This is a genomic window from Gilliamella sp. ESL0250, assembly GCF_013345045.1.
GTDB classification, from domain to species: domain Bacteria; phylum Pseudomonadota; class Gammaproteobacteria; order Enterobacterales; family Orbaceae; genus Gilliamella; species Gilliamella apicola_H.
Window position 1 is genome coordinate 13,038 of the sequence record NZ_JAAEDV010000006.1, and the last position, 20,048, is coordinate 33,085.

32 protein-coding genes and 1 tRNA gene are annotated in these 20,048 nt (G+C 34.9%); 21 read left to right on the top strand and 12 right to left on the bottom strand.

The features are described 5' to 3' along the window. Window positions 1-37: 37 nt before the first annotated feature. The 7 genes from plsY to GYY69_RS06095 all read left to right on the top strand — a co-directional run bounded on the left by plsY (window position 38) and on the right by GYY69_RS06095 (window position 4,805). Window positions 38-628 carry a glycerol-3-phosphate 1-O-acyltransferase PlsY gene (plsY, locus tag GYY69_RS06065; protein ID WP_174796998.1) on the top strand — a complete coding sequence of 197 codons (591 nt, stop codon included), beginning with the start codon at window positions 38-40 and terminating at the stop codon, window positions 626-628. 206 nt (window positions 629-834) lie between these two features. Next, window positions 835-1,440 (top strand): recombination mediator RecR, encoded by a 606-nt coding sequence (recR, locus tag GYY69_RS06070; RefSeq protein ID WP_065638585.1) that lies wholly within the window; start codon window positions 835-837, stop codon window positions 1,438-1,440. Between the two features lie 66 nt (window positions 1,441-1,506). Continuing rightward, a complete protein-coding gene (locus GYY69_RS06075; RefSeq protein ID WP_174796866.1) occupies window positions 1,507-2,325 on the top strand; it encodes a pyridoxal phosphatase in 819 nt (272 codons plus the stop codon). 22 nt (window positions 2,326-2,347) lie between these two features. Continuing rightward, entirely contained in the window at window positions 2,348-3,058 is a 711-nt protein-coding gene (truC, locus tag GYY69_RS06080; RefSeq protein WP_174796867.1) for a tRNA pseudouridine(65) synthase TruC, read from the top strand. Window positions 3,059-3,199: 141 nt separating this feature from the next. After that, a complete protein-coding gene (locus GYY69_RS06085; RefSeq protein WP_174796868.1) occupies window positions 3,200-3,616 on the top strand; it encodes a DUF4878 domain-containing protein in 417 nt (138 codons plus the stop codon). 72 nt (window positions 3,617-3,688) lie between these two features. Further along, the gene (locus GYY69_RS06090; RefSeq protein WP_174796869.1) at window positions 3,689-4,300 is read left to right on the top strand and encodes a YiiX/YebB-like N1pC/P60 family cysteine hydrolase; all 612 of its coding nucleotides are present in this window, start codon (window positions 3,689-3,691) and stop codon (window positions 4,298-4,300) included. A 431-nt stretch (window positions 4,301-4,731) separates the two neighbouring features. Continuing rightward, window positions 4,732-4,805: transfer RNA gene (locus GYY69_RS06095), tRNA-Cys, on the top strand. Window positions 4,806-4,885: 80 nt separating this feature from the next. Here GYY69_RS06095 and GYY69_RS06100 read toward each other — a convergent pair. The 12 genes from GYY69_RS06100 to GYY69_RS06155 form a co-directional block, all read right to left on the bottom strand. Further along, the gene (locus tag GYY69_RS06100; protein WP_174796870.1) at window positions 4,886-5,908 is read right to left on the bottom strand and encodes a tyrosine-type recombinase/integrase; all 1,023 of its coding nucleotides are present in this window, start codon (window positions 5,906-5,908) and stop codon (window positions 4,886-4,888) included. Next, a complete protein-coding gene (locus GYY69_RS06105) occupies window positions 5,892-6,152 on the bottom strand; it encodes a DUF4224 domain-containing protein (RefSeq protein ID WP_174796871.1) in 261 nt (86 codons plus the stop codon). Before GYY69_RS06105 ends, GYY69_RS06100 begins: the two co-directional genes overlap by 17 nt. Before the next feature lie 195 nt (window positions 6,153-6,347). Next, window positions 6,348-7,049, bottom strand: a complete 702-nt coding sequence (locus tag GYY69_RS06110; protein WP_174796872.1) for a BRO-N domain-containing protein — start codon at window positions 7,047-7,049, stop codon at window positions 6,348-6,350. Window positions 7,050-7,290: 241 nt separating this feature from the next. Continuing rightward, the gene (locus GYY69_RS06115) at window positions 7,291-7,470 is read right to left on the bottom strand and encodes a hypothetical protein (RefSeq protein WP_174796873.1); all 180 of its coding nucleotides are present in this window, start codon (window positions 7,468-7,470) and stop codon (window positions 7,291-7,293) included. A gap of 2 nt (window positions 7,471-7,472) precedes the next feature. Beyond that, complete coding sequence (locus GYY69_RS06120; protein ID WP_174796874.1) at window positions 7,473-7,994, bottom strand: Nmad5 family putative nucleotide modification protein; 522 nt, start codon at window positions 7,992-7,994, stop codon at window positions 7,473-7,475. 32 nt (window positions 7,995-8,026) lie between these two features. After that, window positions 8,027-8,635 (bottom strand): lambda exonuclease family protein, encoded by a 609-nt coding sequence (locus GYY69_RS06125; RefSeq protein WP_174796875.1) that lies wholly within the window; start codon window positions 8,633-8,635, stop codon window positions 8,027-8,029. Further along, entirely contained in the window at window positions 8,616-9,224 is a 609-nt protein-coding gene (locus GYY69_RS06130) for a Sak single strand annealing protein (protein ID WP_174796876.1), read from the bottom strand. Before GYY69_RS06130 ends, GYY69_RS06125 begins: the two co-directional genes overlap by 20 nt. A 192-nt stretch (window positions 9,225-9,416) precedes the next feature. Further along, complete coding sequence (locus GYY69_RS06135) at window positions 9,417-9,713, bottom strand: hypothetical protein (protein WP_174796877.1); 297 nt, start codon at window positions 9,711-9,713, stop codon at window positions 9,417-9,419. Window positions 9,714-9,915: 202 nt separating this feature from the next. Then, the gene (locus GYY69_RS06140) at window positions 9,916-10,167 is read right to left on the bottom strand and encodes a hypothetical protein (protein ID WP_174796878.1); all 252 of its coding nucleotides are present in this window, start codon (window positions 10,165-10,167) and stop codon (window positions 9,916-9,918) included. Between the two features lie 32 nt (window positions 10,168-10,199). After that, window positions 10,200-10,466 (bottom strand): hypothetical protein, encoded by a 267-nt coding sequence (locus GYY69_RS06145; protein WP_174796879.1) that lies wholly within the window; start codon window positions 10,464-10,466, stop codon window positions 10,200-10,202. Between the two features lie 447 nt (window positions 10,467-10,913). Continuing rightward, window positions 10,914-12,365 (bottom strand): DUF4236 domain-containing protein, encoded by a 1,452-nt coding sequence (locus GYY69_RS06150; protein WP_174796880.1) that lies wholly within the window; start codon window positions 12,363-12,365, stop codon window positions 10,914-10,916. A 65-nt stretch (window positions 12,366-12,430) separates the two neighbouring features. Continuing rightward, on the bottom strand, window positions 12,431-13,084 hold the full coding sequence (locus GYY69_RS06155) for a LexA family transcriptional regulator (RefSeq protein WP_174796881.1): 654 nt from the start codon (window positions 13,082-13,084) through the stop codon (window positions 12,431-12,433). Between the two features lie 126 nt (window positions 13,085-13,210). On the opposite strand from GYY69_RS06155, the gene GYY69_RS06160 reads away from it, so the two are divergent. From GYY69_RS06160 to GYY69_RS06225, 14 genes are all read left to right on the top strand, one after another. Then, window positions 13,211-13,429 carry a transcriptional regulator gene (locus GYY69_RS06160; protein ID WP_174796882.1) on the top strand — a complete coding sequence of 73 codons (219 nt, stop codon included), beginning with the start codon at window positions 13,211-13,213 and terminating at the stop codon, window positions 13,427-13,429. Then, window positions 13,426-14,211: a hypothetical protein gene (locus GYY69_RS06165; protein ID WP_174796883.1), complete on the top strand. Its 786-nt coding sequence runs from the start codon at window positions 13,426-13,428 to the stop codon at window positions 14,209-14,211. The genes GYY69_RS06160 and GYY69_RS06165 overlap by 4 nt, the downstream gene beginning before the upstream one ends. A gap of 2 nt (window positions 14,212-14,213) precedes the next feature. Further along, window positions 14,214-14,870: a hypothetical protein gene (locus GYY69_RS06170; RefSeq protein WP_174796884.1), complete on the top strand. Its 657-nt coding sequence runs from the start codon at window positions 14,214-14,216 to the stop codon at window positions 14,868-14,870. Window positions 14,871-15,347: 477 nt separating this feature from the next. After that, window positions 15,348-15,518: a DUF1187 family protein gene (locus GYY69_RS06175; RefSeq protein ID WP_174796885.1), complete on the top strand. Its 171-nt coding sequence runs from the start codon at window positions 15,348-15,350 to the stop codon at window positions 15,516-15,518. 10 nt (window positions 15,519-15,528) lie between these two features. Then, complete coding sequence (locus tag GYY69_RS06180; RefSeq protein ID WP_174796886.1) at window positions 15,529-15,702, top strand: hypothetical protein; 174 nt, start codon at window positions 15,529-15,531, stop codon at window positions 15,700-15,702. A 28-nt stretch (window positions 15,703-15,730) separates the two neighbouring features. Next, a complete protein-coding gene (locus tag GYY69_RS06185) occupies window positions 15,731-15,967 on the top strand; it encodes a DUF3310 domain-containing protein (RefSeq protein ID WP_174796887.1) in 237 nt (78 codons plus the stop codon). A 3-nt stretch (window positions 15,968-15,970) separates the two neighbouring features. After that, entirely contained in the window at window positions 15,971-16,330 is a 360-nt protein-coding gene (locus tag GYY69_RS06190) for a hypothetical protein (RefSeq protein WP_174796888.1), read from the top strand. A gap of 66 nt (window positions 16,331-16,396) precedes the next feature. Then, the gene (locus GYY69_RS06195) at window positions 16,397-16,849 is read left to right on the top strand and encodes a recombination protein NinB (RefSeq protein ID WP_174796889.1); all 453 of its coding nucleotides are present in this window, start codon (window positions 16,397-16,399) and stop codon (window positions 16,847-16,849) included. Beyond that, window positions 16,849-17,181 carry a hypothetical protein gene (locus tag GYY69_RS06200; RefSeq protein WP_174796890.1) on the top strand — a complete coding sequence of 111 codons (333 nt, stop codon included), beginning with the start codon at window positions 16,849-16,851 and terminating at the stop codon, window positions 17,179-17,181. Before GYY69_RS06195 ends, GYY69_RS06200 begins: the two co-directional genes overlap by 1 nt. Beyond that, window positions 17,174-17,338, top strand: coding sequence for a hypothetical protein (locus GYY69_RS06205; protein WP_174796891.1), 165 nt, complete (start codon window positions 17,174-17,176; stop codon window positions 17,336-17,338). The genes GYY69_RS06200 and GYY69_RS06205 overlap by 8 nt, the downstream gene beginning before the upstream one ends. A gap of 144 nt (window positions 17,339-17,482) precedes the next feature. Beyond that, a complete protein-coding gene (locus GYY69_RS06210; RefSeq protein WP_174796892.1) occupies window positions 17,483-18,025 on the top strand; it encodes a recombination protein NinG in 543 nt (180 codons plus the stop codon). Between the two features lie 7 nt (window positions 18,026-18,032). After that, entirely contained in the window at window positions 18,033-18,533 is a 501-nt protein-coding gene (locus GYY69_RS06215) for a hypothetical protein (protein WP_174796893.1), read from the top strand. A gap of 308 nt (window positions 18,534-18,841) precedes the next feature. Beyond that, a complete protein-coding gene (locus tag GYY69_RS06220) occupies window positions 18,842-19,678 on the top strand; it encodes an endonuclease (RefSeq protein ID WP_180214689.1) in 837 nt (278 codons plus the stop codon). Further along, window positions 19,675-20,028 (top strand): hypothetical protein, encoded by a 354-nt coding sequence (locus GYY69_RS06225; protein WP_174796894.1) that lies wholly within the window; start codon window positions 19,675-19,677, stop codon window positions 20,026-20,028. Before GYY69_RS06220 ends, GYY69_RS06225 begins: the two co-directional genes overlap by 4 nt. Window positions 20,029-20,048: the final 20 nt, after the last annotated feature.

Genomic DNA, 20,048 nt, shown 5'->3' on the forward strand with positions numbered 1-20,048 from the left:
GGCGGCAAATGAAAGGAGTGATATTGTGGCATTTCAAATGATATTAATGATCATAATGGCCTATTTTTTGGGGTCGCTTTCTGGTGCAATGATTATTAGCCATATCATGCATTTGCCTAATCCTTCAGAACATGGTTCGCATAATCCAGGGGCAACCAATATTTTACGGCTTAATGGTAAATTACCCGCCATTTTTGTTTTAATTTTTGATATGCTAAAAGGTACGATTCCGGTTTATATTTCTTATCGACTTGATATTCCTCCTTTCTTTTTAGGTATTATTGGTATTTTTGCTTGTTTAGGGCATATGTTTCCCTGTTTTTTTCATTTTCGTGGTGGTAAAGGTGTTGCCACTGCGTTAGGTATGATGGTCCCCATAGGATTTGATTTTACAGGCTGCTTTATTTTAACTTGGTTAGTTACGTTACTAATAACTGGGTACTCTTCGGTAGCTGCGATAGTCGGGTTTCTTATGGCGCCATTTTATGTTTGGTTATTCAAACCTGAGCTTACTTTACCTGTTGCTATGCTTTCTTGTTTGATTATCATTCGTCATAATAGTAATATTATGCGCCTTTTAAAGGGTGAAGAACCGAAAAGTTACTATCATAGCAAGAGTAAACAATAGTCTAAAATTTATATGCATAAGTATTAATTTAACGATTGTTTCTGAAAACAGTTTTCGCTATGCATTATTTTAACTATTAATTTTCTGTAAGTTTTTTCAACTTTCATTATTATTAAATTAAACAACTAAAATAATTCTTGTTTGATAGATTATTGAAAAAAGGTATTATTAACTTAAAATTTAAATATGTGAGAATCAAATAATACATGCAAATAAGCCCATTATTAGAATCGCTTATAGAAGCACTGCGTTGTTTACCGGGCGTTGGTCCCAAATCGGCACAACGAATGGCCTTTCATTTATTGCAACGCAATCGACAAGGTGGAATAAAATTAGCTCATGAGCTACATGAAGCAATGATAAATATAGGTCATTGCAAAGAGTGTCGAACTTTTACCGAACAAGAAATCTGTACTATTTGTGCAAATGTCCGCCGCCAAAATAGTGGGCAGCTTTGCGTTGTCGAAACTCCCGCAGATATAGTTGCCATAGAACAAACTGGACAATATAGTGGTCGTTATTTTGTATTGTTAGGCCATTTATCGCCATTAGACGGTATCGGTCCTAGCGATATTGGTCTTGATTTATTGAAAAACAAGTTAGCGTCAGAATCAATCAACGAAGTTATTTTAGCCACTAATCCCACCGTTGAAGGTGATGCAACCGCCAATTATATCGCGCAAATGTGTGCACAGTTTAATGTGACAGCAACAAGAATCGCTCATGGTGTTCCAGTTGGTGGTGAACTTGAAATGGTGGATGGCACTACCTTATCGCATTCATTTGTTGGGCGTCAAAAAATTGAATTTTAAATTTATTGAAGTTCTAATACTCAGCTAATTTTTATAACAAAGATTAGAAATAAAAAGGGGGATTATATGAAGTATAAAGCGGTTGCTTTTGATATGGATGGCACGTTACTAGCCAGTAATCGTTTAGTTTTGCCAGAAACTGTCGAGATGATAAAAAAAATCAGTGCTAAAGGTGTGAAAGTCATTTTAGTATCTGGGCGTCACCATTCTGTAATTTATCCTTATTATTATCAACTCAAATTATCAACCCCCGCAATTTGTTGTAATGGATCTTATCTTTATGATTTTGAAAAGCAAAACGCTTTTGCTGCTAAACCAATGACCAAAGATCAAGCAAGAATGCTATTAAAACTAGTTAACCAATATGGTATCCATACTTTAGTTTATACTGATCAAATGATGACTTATGAAGTGTTAGATGATCATCTAGAAGGCTTTTTTAAATGGGTCAAAACATTGCCCGATTTTTTACAGCCAGAAATCAAAAAAGTAGCGAGTTTTGAAAACGTGATAGATCAATCTGGTGCTATTTTTAAATTTGCAACCAGTAGCCATAACCTTCCTGCTCTACGACAATTCTCAAATGCGGTAGATGCATTAGATGTATTCTCGTGTGAATGGTCTTGGTCAAATCGAGCAGATGTTGCGATTAAAGGTAATACTAAAGGAAATGGTTTAACACACTGGGCTGAGCATGAAAATATTGATTTAAGCGAAATAGTCGCTTTTGGTGATAGTTATAATGACATAAGTATGTTATCTATTGCTGGATTAGGTATTGCTATGGGGAATGCTGATAATGAAGTGAAAGCAAAAGCAAGTTACGCTATTGGCGATAATAATAGCCCAAGTATAGCTGCTGAACTTGAAAGGCTATTTCTCTAATTGATTTTCAATAAAATAGGCTATGTTTGAAATTCTCTATCATGATAATGCTTTAATTGCGATTAACAAACCATCGGGTTGGCTTGTGCATCGCAGTTGGTTAGATAAAAAAGAAACAGTTGTTGTTATGCAAACGTTACGAGATCAGATTGGCCAACATGTTTTTCCTGTGCATAGACTAGATAGGCCAACATCTGGTGTGTTGCTGTTTGCCCTTTCTAGTGATGTAGCAAGGCTCGTGTCAGAACAATTTGCCACAAAACAAATTGAGAAAACGTATCATGCTGTTGTGCGTGGTTATCTTGAGGGTGAATCTGCGATCGATTACCCTTTAGTTGAAGAATTAGATAAAATTGCTGACAAATTTTCTGATAAAAATAAACCAGCACAAGATGCAGTCACTTGTTATCGAGGGATTAGCAAAATTGAACTTCCTATTAAAGTTGGTAAGTTTGATACTGCTAGATATAGCTTTGTTGAATTAAAACCACAAACAGGACGTAAACACCAATTACGTCGTCATATGAAACATATCTTTCATCCTATTTTGGGAGATAGTAAACATGGCGATCTTCATCAAAACCGTGCTTTTGCCAACTATTTTGGCGTTAAACGCTTGATGTTACATGCGAGTAAGTTAGAGATTTCTCATCCTCTTAACCATAAACCAATCGCTATTGAAGCTAAATTAGATCAAAATTGGCAAGATATCCTTTTAAATTTTAAAAAGTAATGCTTCAAAATAATGTTACTTTGCGATTATCTTATTACATAGTATTATTTTACCTCTTTCCTATGATGCTATCTGTATAGTTTAATCGACAGGAAAGAATGTAAAATATTTTATAAATTAAATTTGATAATGGAAATAAAAATGAAATTACTAATGAAATTTTTAAGCGTTTTTTTATTGGCACTTATTGTTACAGCGTGTTCGACTGAAGATACTCCAGAAAAAGTATCTGAAAAATTTATCACAGCAATTTATAAAGGTGATACAGATACCGTTATGAATCTGATCAATTTCCCTAAAGATGATAATCACAAAGATATGGATATGGCAATGTTAGTGAAAAGCAAAATGCAAGAAGCGCTTCAACAAGGGAAAAAATTTGCTGATGAACATGGCGGCCTTGATAAAGTTGAGTCTGCTCCTGCAGAATATACTAATGATGAAAAAACCATGGCTAAAGTAAAAACAACTGTTTTTTTCAAAGATAATACTAAAAAAGATGAACGTAGCCTATCAGTAATCAAAACTGATAACAAATGGATGATTAATCTTAAATAAAAGGTAATATAGCAATGTTATATTAGAAAGGGTAGATACTAATTTATCCTTTCTTGTTAAGAATGAATTTTGATGAACTACTGTCGTTTTTTCTCGATTATTTTTATTATGCTGGCGACGGTTGTTTTTGCTAATGAGTCTGTTTATTCTTCAAATCCAACCTCTAAATTGCCTTATTCAGTAAAAGTAGGAGATTGGATTTTTAGAAAAGGTATACAAACCGATAGCCTTATTGTTAAACAATTAGGTGGTGGTGATTTTTCACATATTGGCATGATTATATCGACTAATCCCGAAATTAAAATTATTCATGCGACCACGAGTGATGATGACAAATTTCCTAATCAAGTGATTGTATCGACCTTACCCGAGTTCATAGCTCCTGAATTAGCCGAAAAATATGCTATAGCAAGACCTAATTTTTTATCTGATGTACAACAACAACAAATTGTTAGTGATCTTTTAACAAAGCAAGGTAAAGCCTTTGTCTTAGCTCCTCGTGAACAGCCACATCTTTATTGTACAACGTTACTTTTTGACTCCATCACTAAATTCTATCCCAATTTCAAAGTTGAATGGAAGTTTACTGACTTTCCATTATTAAGTGGTGTTTATTTATTCCCTAACGCATTTGCAAATTATCCAGATATTACTTGGATCTATAAATATCCAGAAGCACCGTAATAACTTCTTGTCATGAAAGCTATACGAGTTGATCTAGCATGAAATAAAATTTAACCGTATTTAGTGCGATATTTGTTCGTAGACAATGCTGTGTACCTAGGCTATAGTTAGATTTCAATATTATACGAGGTGTCTAGTAATAGGTTATAAAAGCATTTAATTTATTATTAAATATATTTAATAATAAATTGGTTAATAACAATAAAATTAGATTAATAAGATATCGCTATAGAGTAAAAGACACCCTTATAGCGCCGATAGTTGCACTTTTCATTTATAATGTATTAAGTTTTTAAAACTTGTGTCCAAAGTAAATAGATTTTTAATAATCAAATAAAAAAAGAAGTGACTGCTGTAATTATAATCTATTTGAACTTGACGACTAATAAAGCCAATGCTAATATTTGCAACCTATTCAGATAGACCTGTACGGCGCGTTGGCAGAGTGGCCATGCTGCGGATTGCAAATCCGTCTACCTCGGTTCGACTCCGGGACGCGCCTCCATATTTCATAAATAAAATCAATAAGATAAAATCCTGTCATTTTAAAACGATCAATACTTGGAATTAACTTAGAATATACAGTTAGAATAAATCTTCTTTTTTAGGCGGGTTTAATGTTGGTGTTACTTTCACTTTTCTGTCATATGTATTAACCTGAGCCTCGGTCTTGTGACCACTAAATAGCTGTTTATCTTTAGTTGCTCCGTCGTAGTCTGAAATAGCCTTGGCTTTGATATCATGAAATGTGCAATTGATTTTTCTACCTAGTTTTTCTTCTGCTTTTCGTTTTGCGTCCAGCCAATACGAGTTAAATGTCTTCTGAATTAGTTTGCCTCCTGATTTATTTTGCAGCACGAGAGAATCGGAAGAAGATGGCGGAAATAGTTTTTTAGCTAAATTAATTGCGTCTGCTAGTCGTTCTGTCCATTGTTTGATTTGCCTTTTCCCTGTTTTACCTTGTTTTATATAAATACCCTCTTTGAGTATTTGGCTGTGCTTTAGCTTGAATATATCGCCTTCCCGAACTGCGCACAGATACGATATTTCCATCGCTACTTTTAGTATATCTATCGCTTCATCATAAATCGTGTAATACTCGATATCTTCAATATATTTATCTCTCGCCTGAATGCTGAATTTTTTTACCCCAGAACATGGATTCATTTTACAATACCCACGTTCGTACCCCCAACCGAACGCTACAGACATGTAAGATAGCTCGTGATTTGCTTGCACTTTGCTTTGCTCGCCCCTGATGTCCATGTAGCGCCTGATATGTTCCGGCTTGATATTATTAACGTTTATATGCCCGAAAACGGGTAATATTTTTTTAGCCCCTCGTAATTTATCCTCTTGCGAGCGTGATGATAGTTTATGAAAAGAGGCACTATTTAAGTGCATACTCCACAGCTTACTAAACGTCATTTCCTCTTTTTGTTCAGCAATAACCCCCTCGTACTTCGCCCACAGCTCTACCATGCTCATATTGATCGAGCCTAGCGTAACTGTTTTGTTTTCTCTGGTTTTGAGATAGTATGAATATTTATTTTTTGACACGCGAGGAGGGAGGATATTGTCTTTTTTGTCTTTACGGTTCCTTGCCATTCAAGGCTCCAAAATCTGGCTCTTGTTGTTGTTTTTGTTCAATGCTTACTTTTTGATTCAATGATGAACGTAAGATTACTGGTTTACCAAGCAAATTGATATGAAAGCAAAATTTGTTTTCTTTTAACCATTGTATTTGTAAATTTTTTCTTTTTTTGCCTGTTAACATATGTAGTTCATCATCTGTTAATATAATTGATTCCGCCATAATTACCTCTAATTTTCTCTCATCAACAAATAACACTTAGTAATTTTCTGTATTAAAATGCTCTGATTTAATTTTTAGTTTGTGTGTTGTCATGGTTGTTTCCTTTAGATAATAGTTATCCCACGCCAAATAATGGGCGTGAGAATATTTGTAAAATTAATAGAATAGGGTGGTTGTTCAGTGAGTTATTAACAGATTTTGTGGATTAAAAAAGGGCATAACGCCCTTAATTTAAAAAGATAATAATTGTGGGTTATATGTTAACCGTTCTATTTTGTAGCCTAAATTTAACGCTAAATTAGTTAGCAAGATATTAAAATCATCGCATTTACCCAAAATAGTTTTTTCACCATTAAACATATAGTCAGTTATTTTTACCTCGACAAGATAACGCTTGCCGACAACTGACTTTTTTGTAAGAGAATCTAAAAACTCAAAAGCATCATTAAGTTTTGATGCTGGTAACTCGCTCCTGTTGCTAATATTAAATTTTTTGCATAAACAAACTGATATATCAGTCCAATGTTCTTTGATTCGCTCAACACATCGATTGATTGCTCTGATTAATTCTTGCTCTTGTGAATGGGTGATAACATCATTTATTTTAATTACGCCACTTTCCTTATCCAAAATATCAAGAACCCATTTCCTGAATTCTTTTGCGATTGGAGTTCTGGAAAACATAGCGATAAGATGTGCACCTCTAAGGGAAAAGATACGTACTTTCTTTTTGTAATTTCCTGAGGTCGTTGATTCGACGACCTGAGACATGCAAGGCGTAAATTCATCTGAATATTTGTTATATAAATCTGTTACTGATTTACTACAAGAGTAATTTAAAGCTTTGGCTAAATCCTTGCTTGACAACCAAATTTGATTGTTATGATTGATAGTGTATAATTGAGCGTTATTAAAAGTTAGTTGATTTGACATGATTTTATACCTTTCGTATGTTTAGTTATTTGATCACTTAGTGGGTGATCGGGCTTCAACTACCGCATACGACGGCGAGACTTATTCCTCTTTCGAGTATTGTATTACGTCCTCTCGACCCGATCATAGACATGATCAAATACCTAAAAATAGGCATAAAAAAACCGCTAGCTTTCGGGTGCGGAAGTCCGCGTATGTTGTAGTATCAACAACTATACAACCCGATAAAATTATTGTCAAACTAAAATGGAATCCCGTCATCTATAAACTCATCTTGCTGAGCTGGTGCTTGCGGTTTAGATTGTTGAGGTTGTTCATCCTGCTTTTTAGTCAATTGAATTTGAGATACTCGCAAACACGGTCTTGTGAATGTTGCGCCATCTTTCTGCCATTCTTCAACATAAAACTCACCACTTACCACGACTAAATCGCCTTTTTTAATATAACATTCGCGTGTATACCGCCTAAAAAGTTGACTGATTCTGGCCATATTTCCTGTAGTTTTTTGAGAGTCGCACAACTATTTAAAATAGCCATAACTTCTTCTCGTAAAAATCTTATCTGTTTTTCTAAGTTTTCGATCTGGCTCTGTAATGATAAAAACCGTTTTGAAAACTCATGATCAGCGGTGTATGTTGGGTACTCTTGTAATTCGTAAAAATCACTCTCAGACGGTAATGCTAGACATGCGCTTAATCCGTTAAAATAACATCTCATGTTATGGTAAATGTAAAAAACACTACCTCGAACGAATGGCAGCTCTTTAACGCGAGCTTTTATCTCATTCGCTTCTTTGAGCTGCTCAGCAGTTACGTTATCGTTATAAACGTCAACGGCCAATTTAGATAAATTTTCATTTGCTATTTCTAGCTCTTTAGTTACTGGTGATTGTTCAATTGCATTTGTACAAATTTGTTTTTTGATAGTTTTAGTTAATCTGGTCATAATTCTTTCCTTTAAAAATGTCACTTTGACGGTTATGAGGCTTCTATTTGTTTGATACGCTCATCGAGTTCTTGCAGAAATTTGATAACTTCTGCTTCTATCTCTTGAGCTAATACTTCGTCGTAATGAATTCGTACGCACCTAAAACTCAAATTATCGGGTAATCTATCGTCATAGCTGACAAAATCGCACCATTTTCGACCCGTGCACATCATTTGCCATTGCATTTGTAAAATGTACTCACGCTTCGGCTTTAGTGATTGCATAAATTCTAAGTGCGTCCAAGTATTTGGGCATTTAATTTCAATTAATCCGTCTTCATTTACCAGCCCATCAGGACTAGCGCCAGCGTTTTCGATTGTAGGGTGGGGGATAAAGCCAACTTCTTTAACGATTACGTCAAATTGGTTTAGTATGTACATTTCTCTAGCTATCGGCTCTAACTCTGTGCCGCGTTGCATTGCGGCATTAGAGTATGATTCGGTCGGTTTTTCTGTTAGTCGTTCGCAAATCAGCTGAGCCATGTAATTTTGACGGCTAGTCGAATAACCGCTTTTTGTTTTAGCCATCACATCACTAATTCGGCTAGCTGTAACTTTACCTAGTCGCACGTTAAACCATTCATCCGTTCGCTGTTCCATTATTAGCCTCTTTTGCTATATCATAGATACGGCGCTTTTCAGTGGACCCGATAAGTTTTTGGTCTTCAATTGATAACGATTTCCAAAACTCACCCATTGCATCAGTTCCTTTTTGTGCAGATTGCTCAACTGCTTTTATTAATGATTCGCGTTTTTTGTTTAACGCATCTTCATTGATTTTTTGCGCCTGCTTTTCTTCTTCTGGCAAATCCTCACCAGCATAGATATAAAAACCCAACCCAAACATGGATATGGCTTTAGTTAAACATCGCATGGTCGCTTTATTAATATCTACTGAATTTGGTGACTTAATAGCGTGGTTTTTAAAATCCATAACTGGCAACCACATAAATCGAGTTGCCTCGTTGTTATCCTCTTTTATTGTTAGCGTTACGCTAACCGTCATAGAGCCATCCATTTCTGTGGTTGGTGGGTTAATTATGTATGAGGATTGGGGATAATACTCCATTAAAACACCCCATGCCCACGCCCAAGACAAATATGTTAATCCGTTCTTTTTTTCTACTTTATCGTTAACATTAACCTGAGATAGAGTTTCCCAAATTTTCTTTTCAAATGATTCTGCCATTTCCATATTCCTTTTTAATTCGTTGCTACTTCTAACATCCAGCGAATCAGCATAAACAATCCGCCCAATGTCACAATTAGGACACAAAAAAGGGCGTACATTTGCTCGCCCTTGGTCATTTTGTAATTTAGTGTGAATCGGTCTGTGTCATGTACATTACAGCCGACGTAATCAATCGGTATTGTGTTCATGCTATTTCCTCAATTCTTCGAAAAACCAATCTGTAATGTCTTCTAAATGACGATTTTCATCTTCAAAATACACTGAGTCTCCCCAAAAAATTCCTCTCTCATTAAATTCAGCATCTCGCGCAATAAAAACCGGCAATTCTATCGTTCGATCTGGGAAGAACGATGTAAGTTCTCCATTCATCCAGTTAACTTCTGCATCAAAACACGCATTTAGCACTAACGCGATTTCGTGTTCGGTTTCACACTTAACAAACCAATCTTGTTGCAGTAATCGCTCAATAATCTTTTTACTTGTCATTGTTTAATCCTCATGAATTCTAGCCGCTAAATCTGTAAAAAAGCCCGCTACTCAATTCACGGGCAAGGGATGAAAGGAATAATAGCGCTTTTACGGCAAGCGCCAAGCCGTGTCTGGTTGCTATCAAATAGTTTCAAAAAAGCCCTCAAAAGAGGGCAAACGGATGTAGTATGTGTTCGTCTTTCCGAGCTGTCAGAATTTCTTACTTGTGACTTAAGCTGTCAGGATGATGCGGACACCAATAGGCTGTAGTATGTTGTTCATTATCTATGTGAATGAATTTTCCGTATTTGAACAATTCGCAGACTGAAAAGCCGATCACTTTACATTCAAATTTGACGCCAAAGTCATTCTTATAGATAACAATGTCGCCAACTTTAAAATCGCATGGCTTAGGTGGTTGGCTTGTTAATTCTTTTCTTACATAATCTTCAATTTCACGCTTGCGGTTCATAATTTATCCTTATTTATTCTTAAAGCCTGCAATTAACAGGCTTGGTTAATAAGCATTTGCTCGTTATTTTCAATTTTTTTCTTTGCTTCTATAAAAGCTTGTTTGTGCGTTAATCTACACACGCATTCATGAAGTTCTTCTCCGTCGATCTCATCAACGTTCATCATTCTAAGTAATAAAGCTGTTAACTCATCAAAGTCGATTTTGGCATATAGTCGATCCTCTTCGTCCCAAATAAAGTTAGAGACATTAAAAGACGCGCTTTGTTGTAGCTTTCTTATTTTGTCTTGTTCTGTCATGTTAGAATCTCCTTTCATCTCAAACTCAAGCGCACTTGTCTAAATGCGCTTTGATTTGAAATTAAATAGCAATCTTCTTACTAAAGAACTTGATGGCCAGTCGGTCTCTTTCGAGGCTGGGAGTGATTAAGTCGCTCACCCGATGCGTACTGCTGTGATTGCTTTCAAAACCGCTGTACTTTCATATGCCCCAGCTAGCTACTTGAATCTCGCTTAACTAATTAAGTAACTCGTGGTATTGCTTAATTGTTTTGTTAAGTTGATTTGTTTTGATGTGATAATAATAACTTTAGTTATCAGATTAGTCAATAACAAAAGTTATCAATATTTAAATAAAAGTTATCGATTAGCTGTTTTTTAATCAGATTGGTGTTTTTAAATTTGCGATAGGAGATTTTAGGTGTGAAAAACCGCCTAAAAGGCGGTTGGTGATAATGTGTTATTTATTTATGAACAATAAGCAATAATAGATAAAAACATCCAAGAAAAACTAATGATCCTTGCTTTCTTAGAGTATCCTGTTTTTAATGTGAACCAAGAAAAAATACATGGTAAGAAGATAATTCCAATTATAAGTAATATACTAAGTGATTGATGTTGTAGCTTGTTTTCTTTTTTCTTTGATTCTTGTGTTGATAAGCTGTTATCTTCATTTGGATATTTAAGCTCGCTTACCTCTTCTTGCTCCTCTGCGTCATTATCTTTTATTATGGTAGCAAAAGGAATAATAGCTTTAAATACCCCAGTTTTACTCATGTCGCGAATCAGATCAAATTGATTAAAACATTCAACAACATCAACATGCTCAATATTATTAAAATTGATTGACTTCCATTCCTCTTTATTAATATTAACACTTACAAGATACTGATCTTCTATATTTCCATTTTGATTGTTTGGCCTCTGTGAGTACGCGGAAAGGGTAATTCTTTTTATTGTTGGAATCAAACTAAATACATCAGCTATTATTCTAAAAATTATAGAATGAATATGTGTCATGTATATTTTTCTTCGCTCTGTGTCAGAGATCGTTTTTACTGAAATTCTTAGAGAGTTATCTGATGCCGTATATTTTTTATTCGGGATGTCTTCAATTTCGGGCAAATCTACATCAAGAACTAAATTATCTTCATTTATCTCAAAATCGACATTAGTTTCCTTTGGAAATGAAATATTGGATAATAAAGTTACCAATTCAGAATTTATTACTTCTTCATTGCCAGAAGCTAGTAGTTCGTTGATTCTATATGCGATATCACGCTCGTTTTTATCAAATTCTTCTTTTTTTTGAGACCAATTTTTCAGTTTTTTATTATATGCAAGCTCTATAGACTCGTTGAATTTTACTCTATTTTTTTCAATAAAAGGGAATATTTTGCTTAAAAATGTTTTTTCCTTTAGCTTTGCTTTTTTGGGGCGAGGCTCAGGATAATCTTTTTCATGATAAATTCTAGTATCAGAGGGTGGCATAACAGTTAAATGAAGCTTATCTAGTAAATCTAAGCCGTCATTATTTTTTTTACATGCCTGTTTAAAAAGAGAAATTAATGTTTCTTTATTGTTTTTTTTGATGCTTGTAACTATATTTTCAGGTAAATGTGTGTCGTCAATTGGGTTCAAATATTCAACAGATCCGTCTTCGTTTATCCTAACTTTTACCGAAATATGATCCGATATTGCTTTTTGAGTTGTTTGTTTTTGTTTAACATTTTTTTCACTTGATAACTTTGTACGATATGATAAACCACTACCGGGTAAACTTAAATTACTATATGTTCCTTTTTTCCCTATGGTTAACGAAGCACCTCTTCCCCCTAGACTAACACTTGCCCCATTTGAACTTAAATTTAGTTTTACGCCTGGAGCTATCTTTATCCTTTTTCTAAATCTAACAGCCATAATTATTACCTTTCCTTTCTGAGTATTCTATGCTTAATAACCGCCGAAGCGGTTGATTGCGTTTTTTAAGTTGTAACATCATGAACATCGATAAATCTTGATGATTTAACAATAGCTGCTACATACATAACCTTATCCACTAAATCATCATTGATTGTAATTGGTGGATGATCTTGGTTAATACTAGTGAAGCGATATTCAGAATCTCGATGATACTCAAGTTTTTTTATCATATTTCTTCCATCTTTCAGTCTTACAAACACTTCATCACCTGATGCGGGCATAACTTTGGGTTCGATAACAACAAACTCTCCAGAATTAATTCTTGGGAACATTGAATCGCCTTTAACCCTCAGGCCGAATGCGCTTGGATCGTCACTATAAAATTTCAAATATCCATTTAAAGACTCGTCCATTTCAAAAGCTCCATTAGCCCCCATTACAGCCTCTCCCTTAACTTTCACTGCTCCATTTTTAACTGTACCTATAAATTCAAATTGTTGATCATCCAGTCCAGAATCTCCTTTCCCAGAAGACAACCACTCTAAATTTACTTTTAGAGCCTGAGCTAACTCAGATATTTTTCTAAAACTTTTTGACTCACCTGCCACTAATTTTCTGATCGCTGGTTGAGAAACATTAACTGCCTTAGCTAAATCGTGCTGTGATAAACCAGATTTATCAAATGCAATTTTAAAACGTTCATTAAATGTATTCATAAAGACTCCTTGTGTTTTGATTATATAACTTTTGTTATAAAAAATAAAAAAACATAAGTTATCACAATGTTGACTTAATCAATAACTTTAGTTATCATTATCTTAGTTTTAAATAAGGAGGGCGAAATGGAGCCTTTAAAAAAAGCAATAATTGCCGTTGGAGGACAGAGAGAGTTAGCTCGTCTTTGCGGTGTTAGTCAAGCAGCTGTAAGTAAATGGCTGAATGGCATTAGTAAAATTGGGGAAGATAAAGCTATTTTGCTGGAGCAGGCTTTAAACGGTCTAGTAACGTGCGAAGAACTCCGCCCTGATGTCAACTGGTCAGTAATTCGAGGTAGCGCATGAGTACATTAAACAATGAAAATCTATTAATGAACGCAGTTGAAACATTAAAACTAATAGGGCGTCCGAATGCCTATTATCCTAAGCTGGCTAAGCCATTGGGTGGCGTGAGTTCTGCTGTTTTATTCTCACAATTATTTTATTGGCAAGATAAGGCTACATCTGATTTGGGTGTGTATAAAACACGTGATGAGCTTGAAGAAGAAACAGGCTTAACACATAACGAACAGAGAACAGCCATAAAAAAACTATGTGAAAAAGGCGTGTTAATTGTTACAGAAAAGAGGTTAGAGCATAAGACTTTTTACAAGATTGATAATGAAAAAGTTAATCAAGTTTTGAGCGATTTCGCCAACTCTATAACTCAATCTTCACGACAAATGAAAAGTAGTTACCCCGATCTCTACAATATAGATGTCGAGAAGACTACAAAATCAAGTTCGTTATATCAAGAGAATACTACAAAGATTACTACAGAGAATACTACAAATAATATTGCGGATAAATCGCAACAGCCAAAGCGACCTTGTCAGTTTCCTGATGAATTTAAACCGAACGATCATCATCGAGATATAGCGATGAATGAAAACATCAATCTGGATAATGAGTTTGTTAAATTCAGGGATTACTGCTTGGCGAATGGCAAAAAATATATTGATTGGAATGCTGCTTTTAACAACTGGTTACGCAATGCTGGCGGTTATAAAAAATCAAATAAACCATCTGAAAAATTCATGACCCTTGCTGAACGGAATAGGGCAGTTTTAGAGAGTATGAGGGCTTAGCCATGGCAAAGATTACAGATGAATTTTTAGCGGTTATTGGTGGGTTGCTTGAAGTTTACGGGCAGCAAGCAAGCACTGTCAAGGTCAATATTTACTGGTCAACGCTTGGGCAATATCCGATTCAATCGTTAAAAGCCGCTGCACATGCTTGGGTGCTTAAAAGTCAATTTATGCCTAAACCTGCGGATTTAATCAAGCTAATGGGCGGTTCAAGTAATCATTTATCACCAGATGAAGCATGGTCGATTGCAATACTTGCTAGCGATGAAACTAATACGGTTGTTTGGACTAATGAAATAGCAAAAGCGTGGTCACAAGCTGAGATTGTCTACCGAAATGGCGACAAAATTGGAGCAAGACGAACGTTTATCGATGCATATGAGCGAATGGTTGATGAATCGATGATGTACGGGCGTACCGTTGAAGTGTTTGTTTCGCTAGGTAGCGATAAAGAAAAACGAACTGACGCTATAAACCATGCTGTTTTTACAGGGCTATTAACGCAAGAGCGAGCTAATCATTATCTACCAAAACCAGAAAATACGTTTGCAATGCTGGAATGCAAAACCGAGCAGGGAGCATCAAGTAAAAGCATGATGCATATAGCTAGCATTAAGCAGATGTTAAAAACGGGTAGAGCTTGTGTTGCGGAGAGTTAACCGCTGTCCCCAAGGAATCAATCACATGCTAGACAAAATAGCATACGACTATGTGAGAGCGATAAAGAGCAGGGGAGCAAATACGGCAAAGATTAAACAGCAATTAGCAGAACGAGTTAAAAAATATTCAGAAGAAGACAGAATTAAATTAAGGGAGTTGATACAGAAATGGCTAGATTATTAAAAATGTACGAGTGTGAACACTGTAACAAAGTTCTCAGAAAAACAAAAAAAGGCATTGATAATCATGAAGCTAAATGTTTTTCAAACCTCGCAACTAAATCATGCGTTACATGCGACAACTTTTACGACGGAGGATTCGCAATTTCTTTTGATGAGCGGAGAGAAAAACGGAAATGTTATAAAGATGTTTGCATAAGAGAGCGGCTTCAAACTAATTGCAATCAATGGCAGGAGCAAAACTTCTCATTGGTTGATGATGACAGTATTTAGATTTGGTAAATAGAGGTATTAAAAATGGCTTACAAAATAACAGCAATCATCACAAAAAACGGACATCAACTGACAAATTGGACGCATTTTACTGATGAGAAATTAACAATCGAACAATGTGTTGAAAAGTTGTCAAATGGTAAAAAGAATTCTTTCGGTTGGAAAGAAATAGGCTTGATAATTTTGAACGTGTGAGGGTTTATTGATGACTAAATTAACACAGCAAGAGTTAGAGAACGAGCTAGAAGAATTTTTGAGCTGGTATAGAAAACCTGTTCAAGCGGAAGCGGAAGCGGAACTCAGGGAAATGGTAAGGAAATCTGAGGGCGATTACTGGATAGCATGGCTAGCACGGGCTGAAAAAACAAGAGCATCATAAAATTAAAAATATTTACGGGTGATAACTGATGAACGAAAAAGTAAAAAATCCTAAACATTATCAAATAATCGAAGGTGTTGAATCTATCGACATTATCGCACGAAGCATGACTGTAGAGCAGTTTAGAGGCTTTTGTTTCGGTAACATTTTGAAATATCGAATCAGGGCAGGTAAAAAAGATGCGTTAGAGCAAGACATTGCAAAAGCAAACGAGTACGAGAAGATTTTTGAAAATAAAAAACATATTTGCATTGACGGGAGGTAGATAATGAGCGGTAAATTATTAATAAAAATTTCATACACGGCAATCATAGTCATAGCCATTCTTATGTCTAAATTGATTAGCGAAAACTTTATAGTTATACCAAAAATTGTGTTTTGGTTTGAATGTTTCATTTTGTATTTAGCTATTTTCATTCCGTCTGAAAAGCTTATTAAAAACTGGAATTATTTAACCAATTTTCATATAGCTTGGAACTTGATTTATGCCATTTTATCGATCTTTTTTATTGCGTATGAGGGATGGGTTGTCCTTTTATGTTTTTATATTCCAGCTCAGATTTTCGGTCTAACAAAATTAATTCAATTAAACCAAATGGTTGCGAATAAGGAGTTAGCAGATGAGTGATGAAGCTATTGTAATGCTAGCTGTACTGTTTTTCTGGGGATTCGTAACTTGGAGGGCAACTAAGTAATGGCAAATAAGAAAATATTTAAACTAGTTAGCGAAACAGTAAAAAACAATTTAATTAATTTTATTCGCTCATTACCGGTTGATAGTAAAAATCCGTTAGTAGTTTGTATTCAAGAGATGACCAGAACTTTAGAGCAAAACGCCCGCATGTGGGCAACATTAACGGATATATCGAAACAAGTTAATTGGCACGGATTAACGCTAACTCCAGAGGAATGGAAGCACGTTTTTACTGCAACACTAAAAGGACAAAAAACAGTACCAAATTTGGACGGGACAGGCGTTATTGTTTTAGGCCAATCAACAAGAAGAATGAGTAAAAAAGAATTAAGTGATTTATTGGAGCTAGCATATGCATTTGGAGCCGAGAAAGGCGTTAATTGGAGCGAGCAGTCTAAGACAGATTTATTAATATTTGATTGGTACAAAGACCAATTATCAAAGGTGGCATGATGGAAATTAAATTAACAGATAAACAGTTTGAGCAATTACAAACAGAGCTAATAAAAGATGTAATTAAAAGAGCGGAAGCAAGTAAAACAAGTAAGAAAAAATTTGTTGATGTGACAATTATAGATTATCGAAGAGAGAAGCTGGTAATGCAGCGTCAAGTTTCAATCTGTATTGACTGTATTGTTTCGCTAATAAGTGCGGATGATGCAACAGATTTCAAAACAGAAATAATTACTAGCAGTAACAACGAGATACACAGATTCCGATATTTTTGCACGTCAAGCATTGAGGAAATTAAGCAAATGATAAAAGAGGCTGAAAATAATGACTAACAAGCACAAAGAACAACTGAAACTATACGATGATAAAGAGCGAGAGTTAGAACGAGCAATAGCAATAGTTAGAGAACAACGCAGAGAATACATTAACCAGCATAATTTAAACAAGGTTAACGACAATGCCGAAGAAACACAAACTAATCAAAACTGATTTTAAATGCCCTGAATGTAATGGTGCTTGTTTATATAACGTTGATTGGGATTTATTTGTTTGCAATAGACCGCTCATCAATGTTAACGGCGAAGTAAAAGGGTCTTGCGGTAAGTTTTACATGAATAAAGCGAAGTTTAGACGATGAAGGGAGAAATAAAGCAGAAAAAATGTAAAAGTTGTGGCAGAAAATTTGCGCCATTTAACTCGCTCGCTCAAGTGTGTTCGGTTGATTGTGCTATTCAGTATGCAAAAGATAATAAAGTTCAAGAGCGAGTTAGAAGAAAGTTAACGCGGATAGCAAAAGAAAGCATAAAAACACGCTCAGAGCATTTAAGAGATGCGCAAACAGTATTTAATGCATTTATTCGAGAAAGAGATAAAAGCGAGCCGTGTATCAGTTGTGGGCGTTATCATAACGGGCAATATCACGCGGGGCATTATCGAAGCGTTGGGGCATGTCCAGAGTTACGATTCTGTGAGCTGAATGTACATAAGCAATGTTCAGCATGTAACAACCACAAATCGGGGAACATCATTGAGTACAGAATTAATTTAGTGAAAAAAATAGGTGTAGAAAAAGTTGAGTGGCTAGAGGGTCATCACGAACCAAAAAAATACACGATAGAGCAAATAAAGCAGGTTAAAGCTGAATATAAGCAAAAATTAAAAGAGTTAAAAGGGTAGGTAACAAATGCTAGCAGAATATATATACGTTGATGATGAGCCAGATGTTAAGCAATTTGAAAATTATCTCAATAGTAAAAATTTATTTATTGAGAGAGCTAATGAGAACAATTTATTAGCCAAAGCTATTGAATTACTAAAAATGTGGGGTAAATGTAATTCATATTCCAGTAAATGCGGCTATAAAAATGTCAGCTCAATGTTTTCTGAGTTATACCCAAAAAAAAATTATGTATATGTTGAAAATGAGCTTGAGTTTATTGATGAATGCATGAAAGAGGCGAAAAACTCAAAAGATGCGGCAATGAGAGAAAAGCAAGAGCTAGCAGAACTGTATTATAGAGGTGTTGATATTGTTGCTGGGGGCACAGATTGGAGCGAAAGACTAACATTAAGAGATATCGCACACATGAAAGATATGTCTAAAAATTCAGTTGATAGAAGACTAAAATCTTTTGAAAGTTTTATTGTTGCTAAATTGTCAAAAAGAAATGATATTTTTTATTAAAATGTGTTGACGTGGGACAGAAACTGTACTAAATTATTCATGATAGGATTTTTATATATAAAGCTCGCAAATGCGGGCTTTTTTATTATCTGTTAGAAGTTAAATATGTTTAGAAATGGAATTATTTAATTATAGCAAAAAAATCTTGATTTCTTAAGAGCACAGTGGTATAAAGTACCCAGACTGGAATTTTTTTATCCAAACTGTTTTTAAATAGAAGCCCGACTTTAATAAGTTGGGCTTTTTGTTTTTATTTTGTAATTTTTATATTAAACTGCGTAATTTTTAAACGCAGGTAATATTTAATTATGAAAAAGATTGCTTTAATTTTAGTTTTATTTTTATTATTTCCGTCAATTTCAAATGCTAAAAATTGTCGCAAAGGTATACCGTGTGGCAATTCTTGCATATCAGCTTCTAAAACATGTCGAATAGGAACGTATTCAGCAGCACCGACGCCCAAGCCGAAAAAGTCAAAATCAGTGCCGACATCCGATCAAATTGCAATTAGTAAGCAAAATTTTGACAATGCGAAAACTCAGCTTACTAAATTGTATAAATCAAATTCAACACAAACAGAATTTTACTGCGGGTGTGATATTTCATGGGCAGGTAAAAAAGGTGTTGTAGATTTTGGTAAATGCGGATATGAACTGAGAAAAAATAAAGATAAGGCGACTCGCATTGAGTGGGAACACGTTATGCCCGCCGAAAATTTCGGACGTCATCTACAATGTTGGCGAGATGGTGGACGTAAAGCGTGTAAAAAAGATGTTACGTTCAACTTGATGGAGGGGGATATGCACAATCTACAGCCCGCTATCGGTGAAGTAAACGGTGACAGGTCAAATTATCGCTATTCGCAATTCACTAAAGAATTTAATCAATATGGAAAATGCCAATCAGCCGTTGATTTTAAAGGAAGAAAATTTCAACCGCGCGACGAGATTCGAGGAACAATAGCACGAACCTATTTCTATATGTCGAATAAATACAATATCAACCTATCGGATTCTGAACATAAGTTAATGACCGAGTGGAACAAAATGTATCCGCCTGAACAATGGGAATGCAAGCGCAATCAACAAATTAAACAAATTCAGGGTAATGATAATAAATTCATTACTGAGCAGTGTGCGCAATGAAAAAGATAATCGCATTCTTTTTAATTATTTTTTGGTCAACAATTGTCGATGCTCGGGTAAGATATGTACCACATTTTCACAGCTCAAAAAATGGTCATCTTAGTCCTACAGCTGAGCGAGTGTTTGATTTTATTTTTTGGTTAGTAGTTATCTTTTTTGTTTTTTTTATTTTTATTAATATTGTTGTTGCTAAAGATGAGTATAAAAAATTAAAAGCTGAACAAGAGGAAAAGAATAAAAAAGAAGTTCCTTTAATTGAAAATAAAAAATTAGTAAGTAAAGAAATAAAGAAAATAGAAGTATATAAACTAAAAAAATTCAAAAAGAAACGAATAAGTAAGAAAAAATAAAGCCGCTTAACTGCGGTTTT

Excerpts from the sequence above, each read along its gene's own strand:
- plsY (WP_174796998.1), top strand. The coding sequence starts at position 38 with ATGATATTAATGATCATAATGGCCTATTTTTTGGGGTCGCTTTCTGGT.
- recR (WP_065638585.1), top strand. The coding sequence starts at position 835 with ATGCAAATAAGCCCATTATTAGAATCGCTTATAGAAGCACTGCGTTGT.
- GYY69_RS06075 (WP_174796866.1), top strand. The coding sequence starts at position 1,507 with ATGAAGTATAAAGCGGTTGCTTTTGATATGGATGGCACGTTACTAGCC.
- truC (WP_174796867.1), top strand. The coding sequence starts at position 2,348 with ATGTTTGAAATTCTCTATCATGATAATGCTTTAATTGCGATTAACAAA.
- GYY69_RS06085 (WP_174796868.1), top strand. The coding sequence starts at position 3,200 with ATGAAATTACTAATGAAATTTTTAAGCGTTTTTTTATTGGCACTTATT.
- GYY69_RS06090 (WP_174796869.1), top strand. The coding sequence starts at position 3,689 with ATGAACTACTGTCGTTTTTTCTCGATTATTTTTATTATGCTGGCGACG.
- GYY69_RS06100 (WP_174796870.1), bottom strand. The coding sequence starts at position 5,908 with ATGGCAAGGAACCGTAAAGACAAAAAAGACAATATCCTCCCTCCTCGC.
- GYY69_RS06110 (WP_174796872.1), bottom strand. The coding sequence starts at position 7,049 with ATGTCAAATCAACTAACTTTTAATAACGCTCAATTATACACTATCAAT.
- GYY69_RS06120 (WP_174796874.1), bottom strand. The coding sequence starts at position 7,994 with ATGACCAGATTAACTAAAACTATCAAAAAACAAATTTGTACAAATGCA.
- GYY69_RS06125 (WP_174796875.1), bottom strand. The coding sequence starts at position 8,635 with ATGGAACAGCGAACGGATGAATGGTTTAACGTGCGACTAGGTAAAGTT.
- GYY69_RS06130 (WP_174796876.1), bottom strand. The coding sequence starts at position 9,224 with ATGGCAGAATCATTTGAAAAGAAAATTTGGGAAACTCTATCTCAGGTT.
- GYY69_RS06135 (WP_174796877.1), bottom strand. The coding sequence starts at position 9,713 with ATGACAAGTAAAAAGATTATTGAGCGATTACTGCAACAAGATTGGTTT.
- GYY69_RS06140 (WP_174796878.1), bottom strand. The coding sequence starts at position 10,167 with ATGAACCGCAAGCGTGAAATTGAAGATTATGTAAGAAAAGAATTAACA.
- GYY69_RS06145 (WP_174796879.1), bottom strand. The coding sequence starts at position 10,466 with ATGACAGAACAAGACAAAATAAGAAAGCTACAACAAAGCGCGTCTTTT.
- GYY69_RS06150 (WP_174796880.1), bottom strand. The coding sequence starts at position 12,365 with ATGGCTGTTAGATTTAGAAAAAGGATAAAGATAGCTCCAGGCGTAAAA.
- GYY69_RS06155 (WP_174796881.1), bottom strand. The coding sequence starts at position 13,084 with ATGAATACATTTAATGAACGTTTTAAAATTGCATTTGATAAATCTGGT.
- GYY69_RS06160 (WP_174796882.1), top strand. The coding sequence starts at position 13,211 with ATGGAGCCTTTAAAAAAAGCAATAATTGCCGTTGGAGGACAGAGAGAG.
- GYY69_RS06165 (WP_174796883.1), top strand. The coding sequence starts at position 13,426 with ATGAGTACATTAAACAATGAAAATCTATTAATGAACGCAGTTGAAACA.
- GYY69_RS06170 (WP_174796884.1), top strand. The coding sequence starts at position 14,214 with ATGGCAAAGATTACAGATGAATTTTTAGCGGTTATTGGTGGGTTGCTT.
- GYY69_RS06175 (WP_174796885.1), top strand. The coding sequence starts at position 15,348 with ATGGCTTACAAAATAACAGCAATCATCACAAAAAACGGACATCAACTG.
- GYY69_RS06180 (WP_174796886.1), top strand. The coding sequence starts at position 15,529 with ATGACTAAATTAACACAGCAAGAGTTAGAGAACGAGCTAGAAGAATTT.
- GYY69_RS06185 (WP_174796887.1), top strand. The coding sequence starts at position 15,731 with ATGAACGAAAAAGTAAAAAATCCTAAACATTATCAAATAATCGAAGGT.
- GYY69_RS06190 (WP_174796888.1), top strand. The coding sequence starts at position 15,971 with ATGAGCGGTAAATTATTAATAAAAATTTCATACACGGCAATCATAGTC.
- GYY69_RS06195 (WP_174796889.1), top strand. The coding sequence starts at position 16,397 with ATGGCAAATAAGAAAATATTTAAACTAGTTAGCGAAACAGTAAAAAAC.
- GYY69_RS06200 (WP_174796890.1), top strand. The coding sequence starts at position 16,849 with ATGGAAATTAAATTAACAGATAAACAGTTTGAGCAATTACAAACAGAG.
- GYY69_RS06205 (WP_174796891.1), top strand. The coding sequence starts at position 17,174 with ATGACTAACAAGCACAAAGAACAACTGAAACTATACGATGATAAAGAG.
- GYY69_RS06210 (WP_174796892.1), top strand. The coding sequence starts at position 17,483 with ATGAAGGGAGAAATAAAGCAGAAAAAATGTAAAAGTTGTGGCAGAAAA.
- GYY69_RS06215 (WP_174796893.1), top strand. The coding sequence starts at position 18,033 with ATGCTAGCAGAATATATATACGTTGATGATGAGCCAGATGTTAAGCAA.
- GYY69_RS06220 (WP_180214689.1), top strand. The coding sequence starts at position 18,842 with ATGAAAAAGATTGCTTTAATTTTAGTTTTATTTTTATTATTTCCGTCA.
- GYY69_RS06225 (WP_174796894.1), top strand. The coding sequence starts at position 19,675 with ATGAAAAAGATAATCGCATTCTTTTTAATTATTTTTTGGTCAACAATT.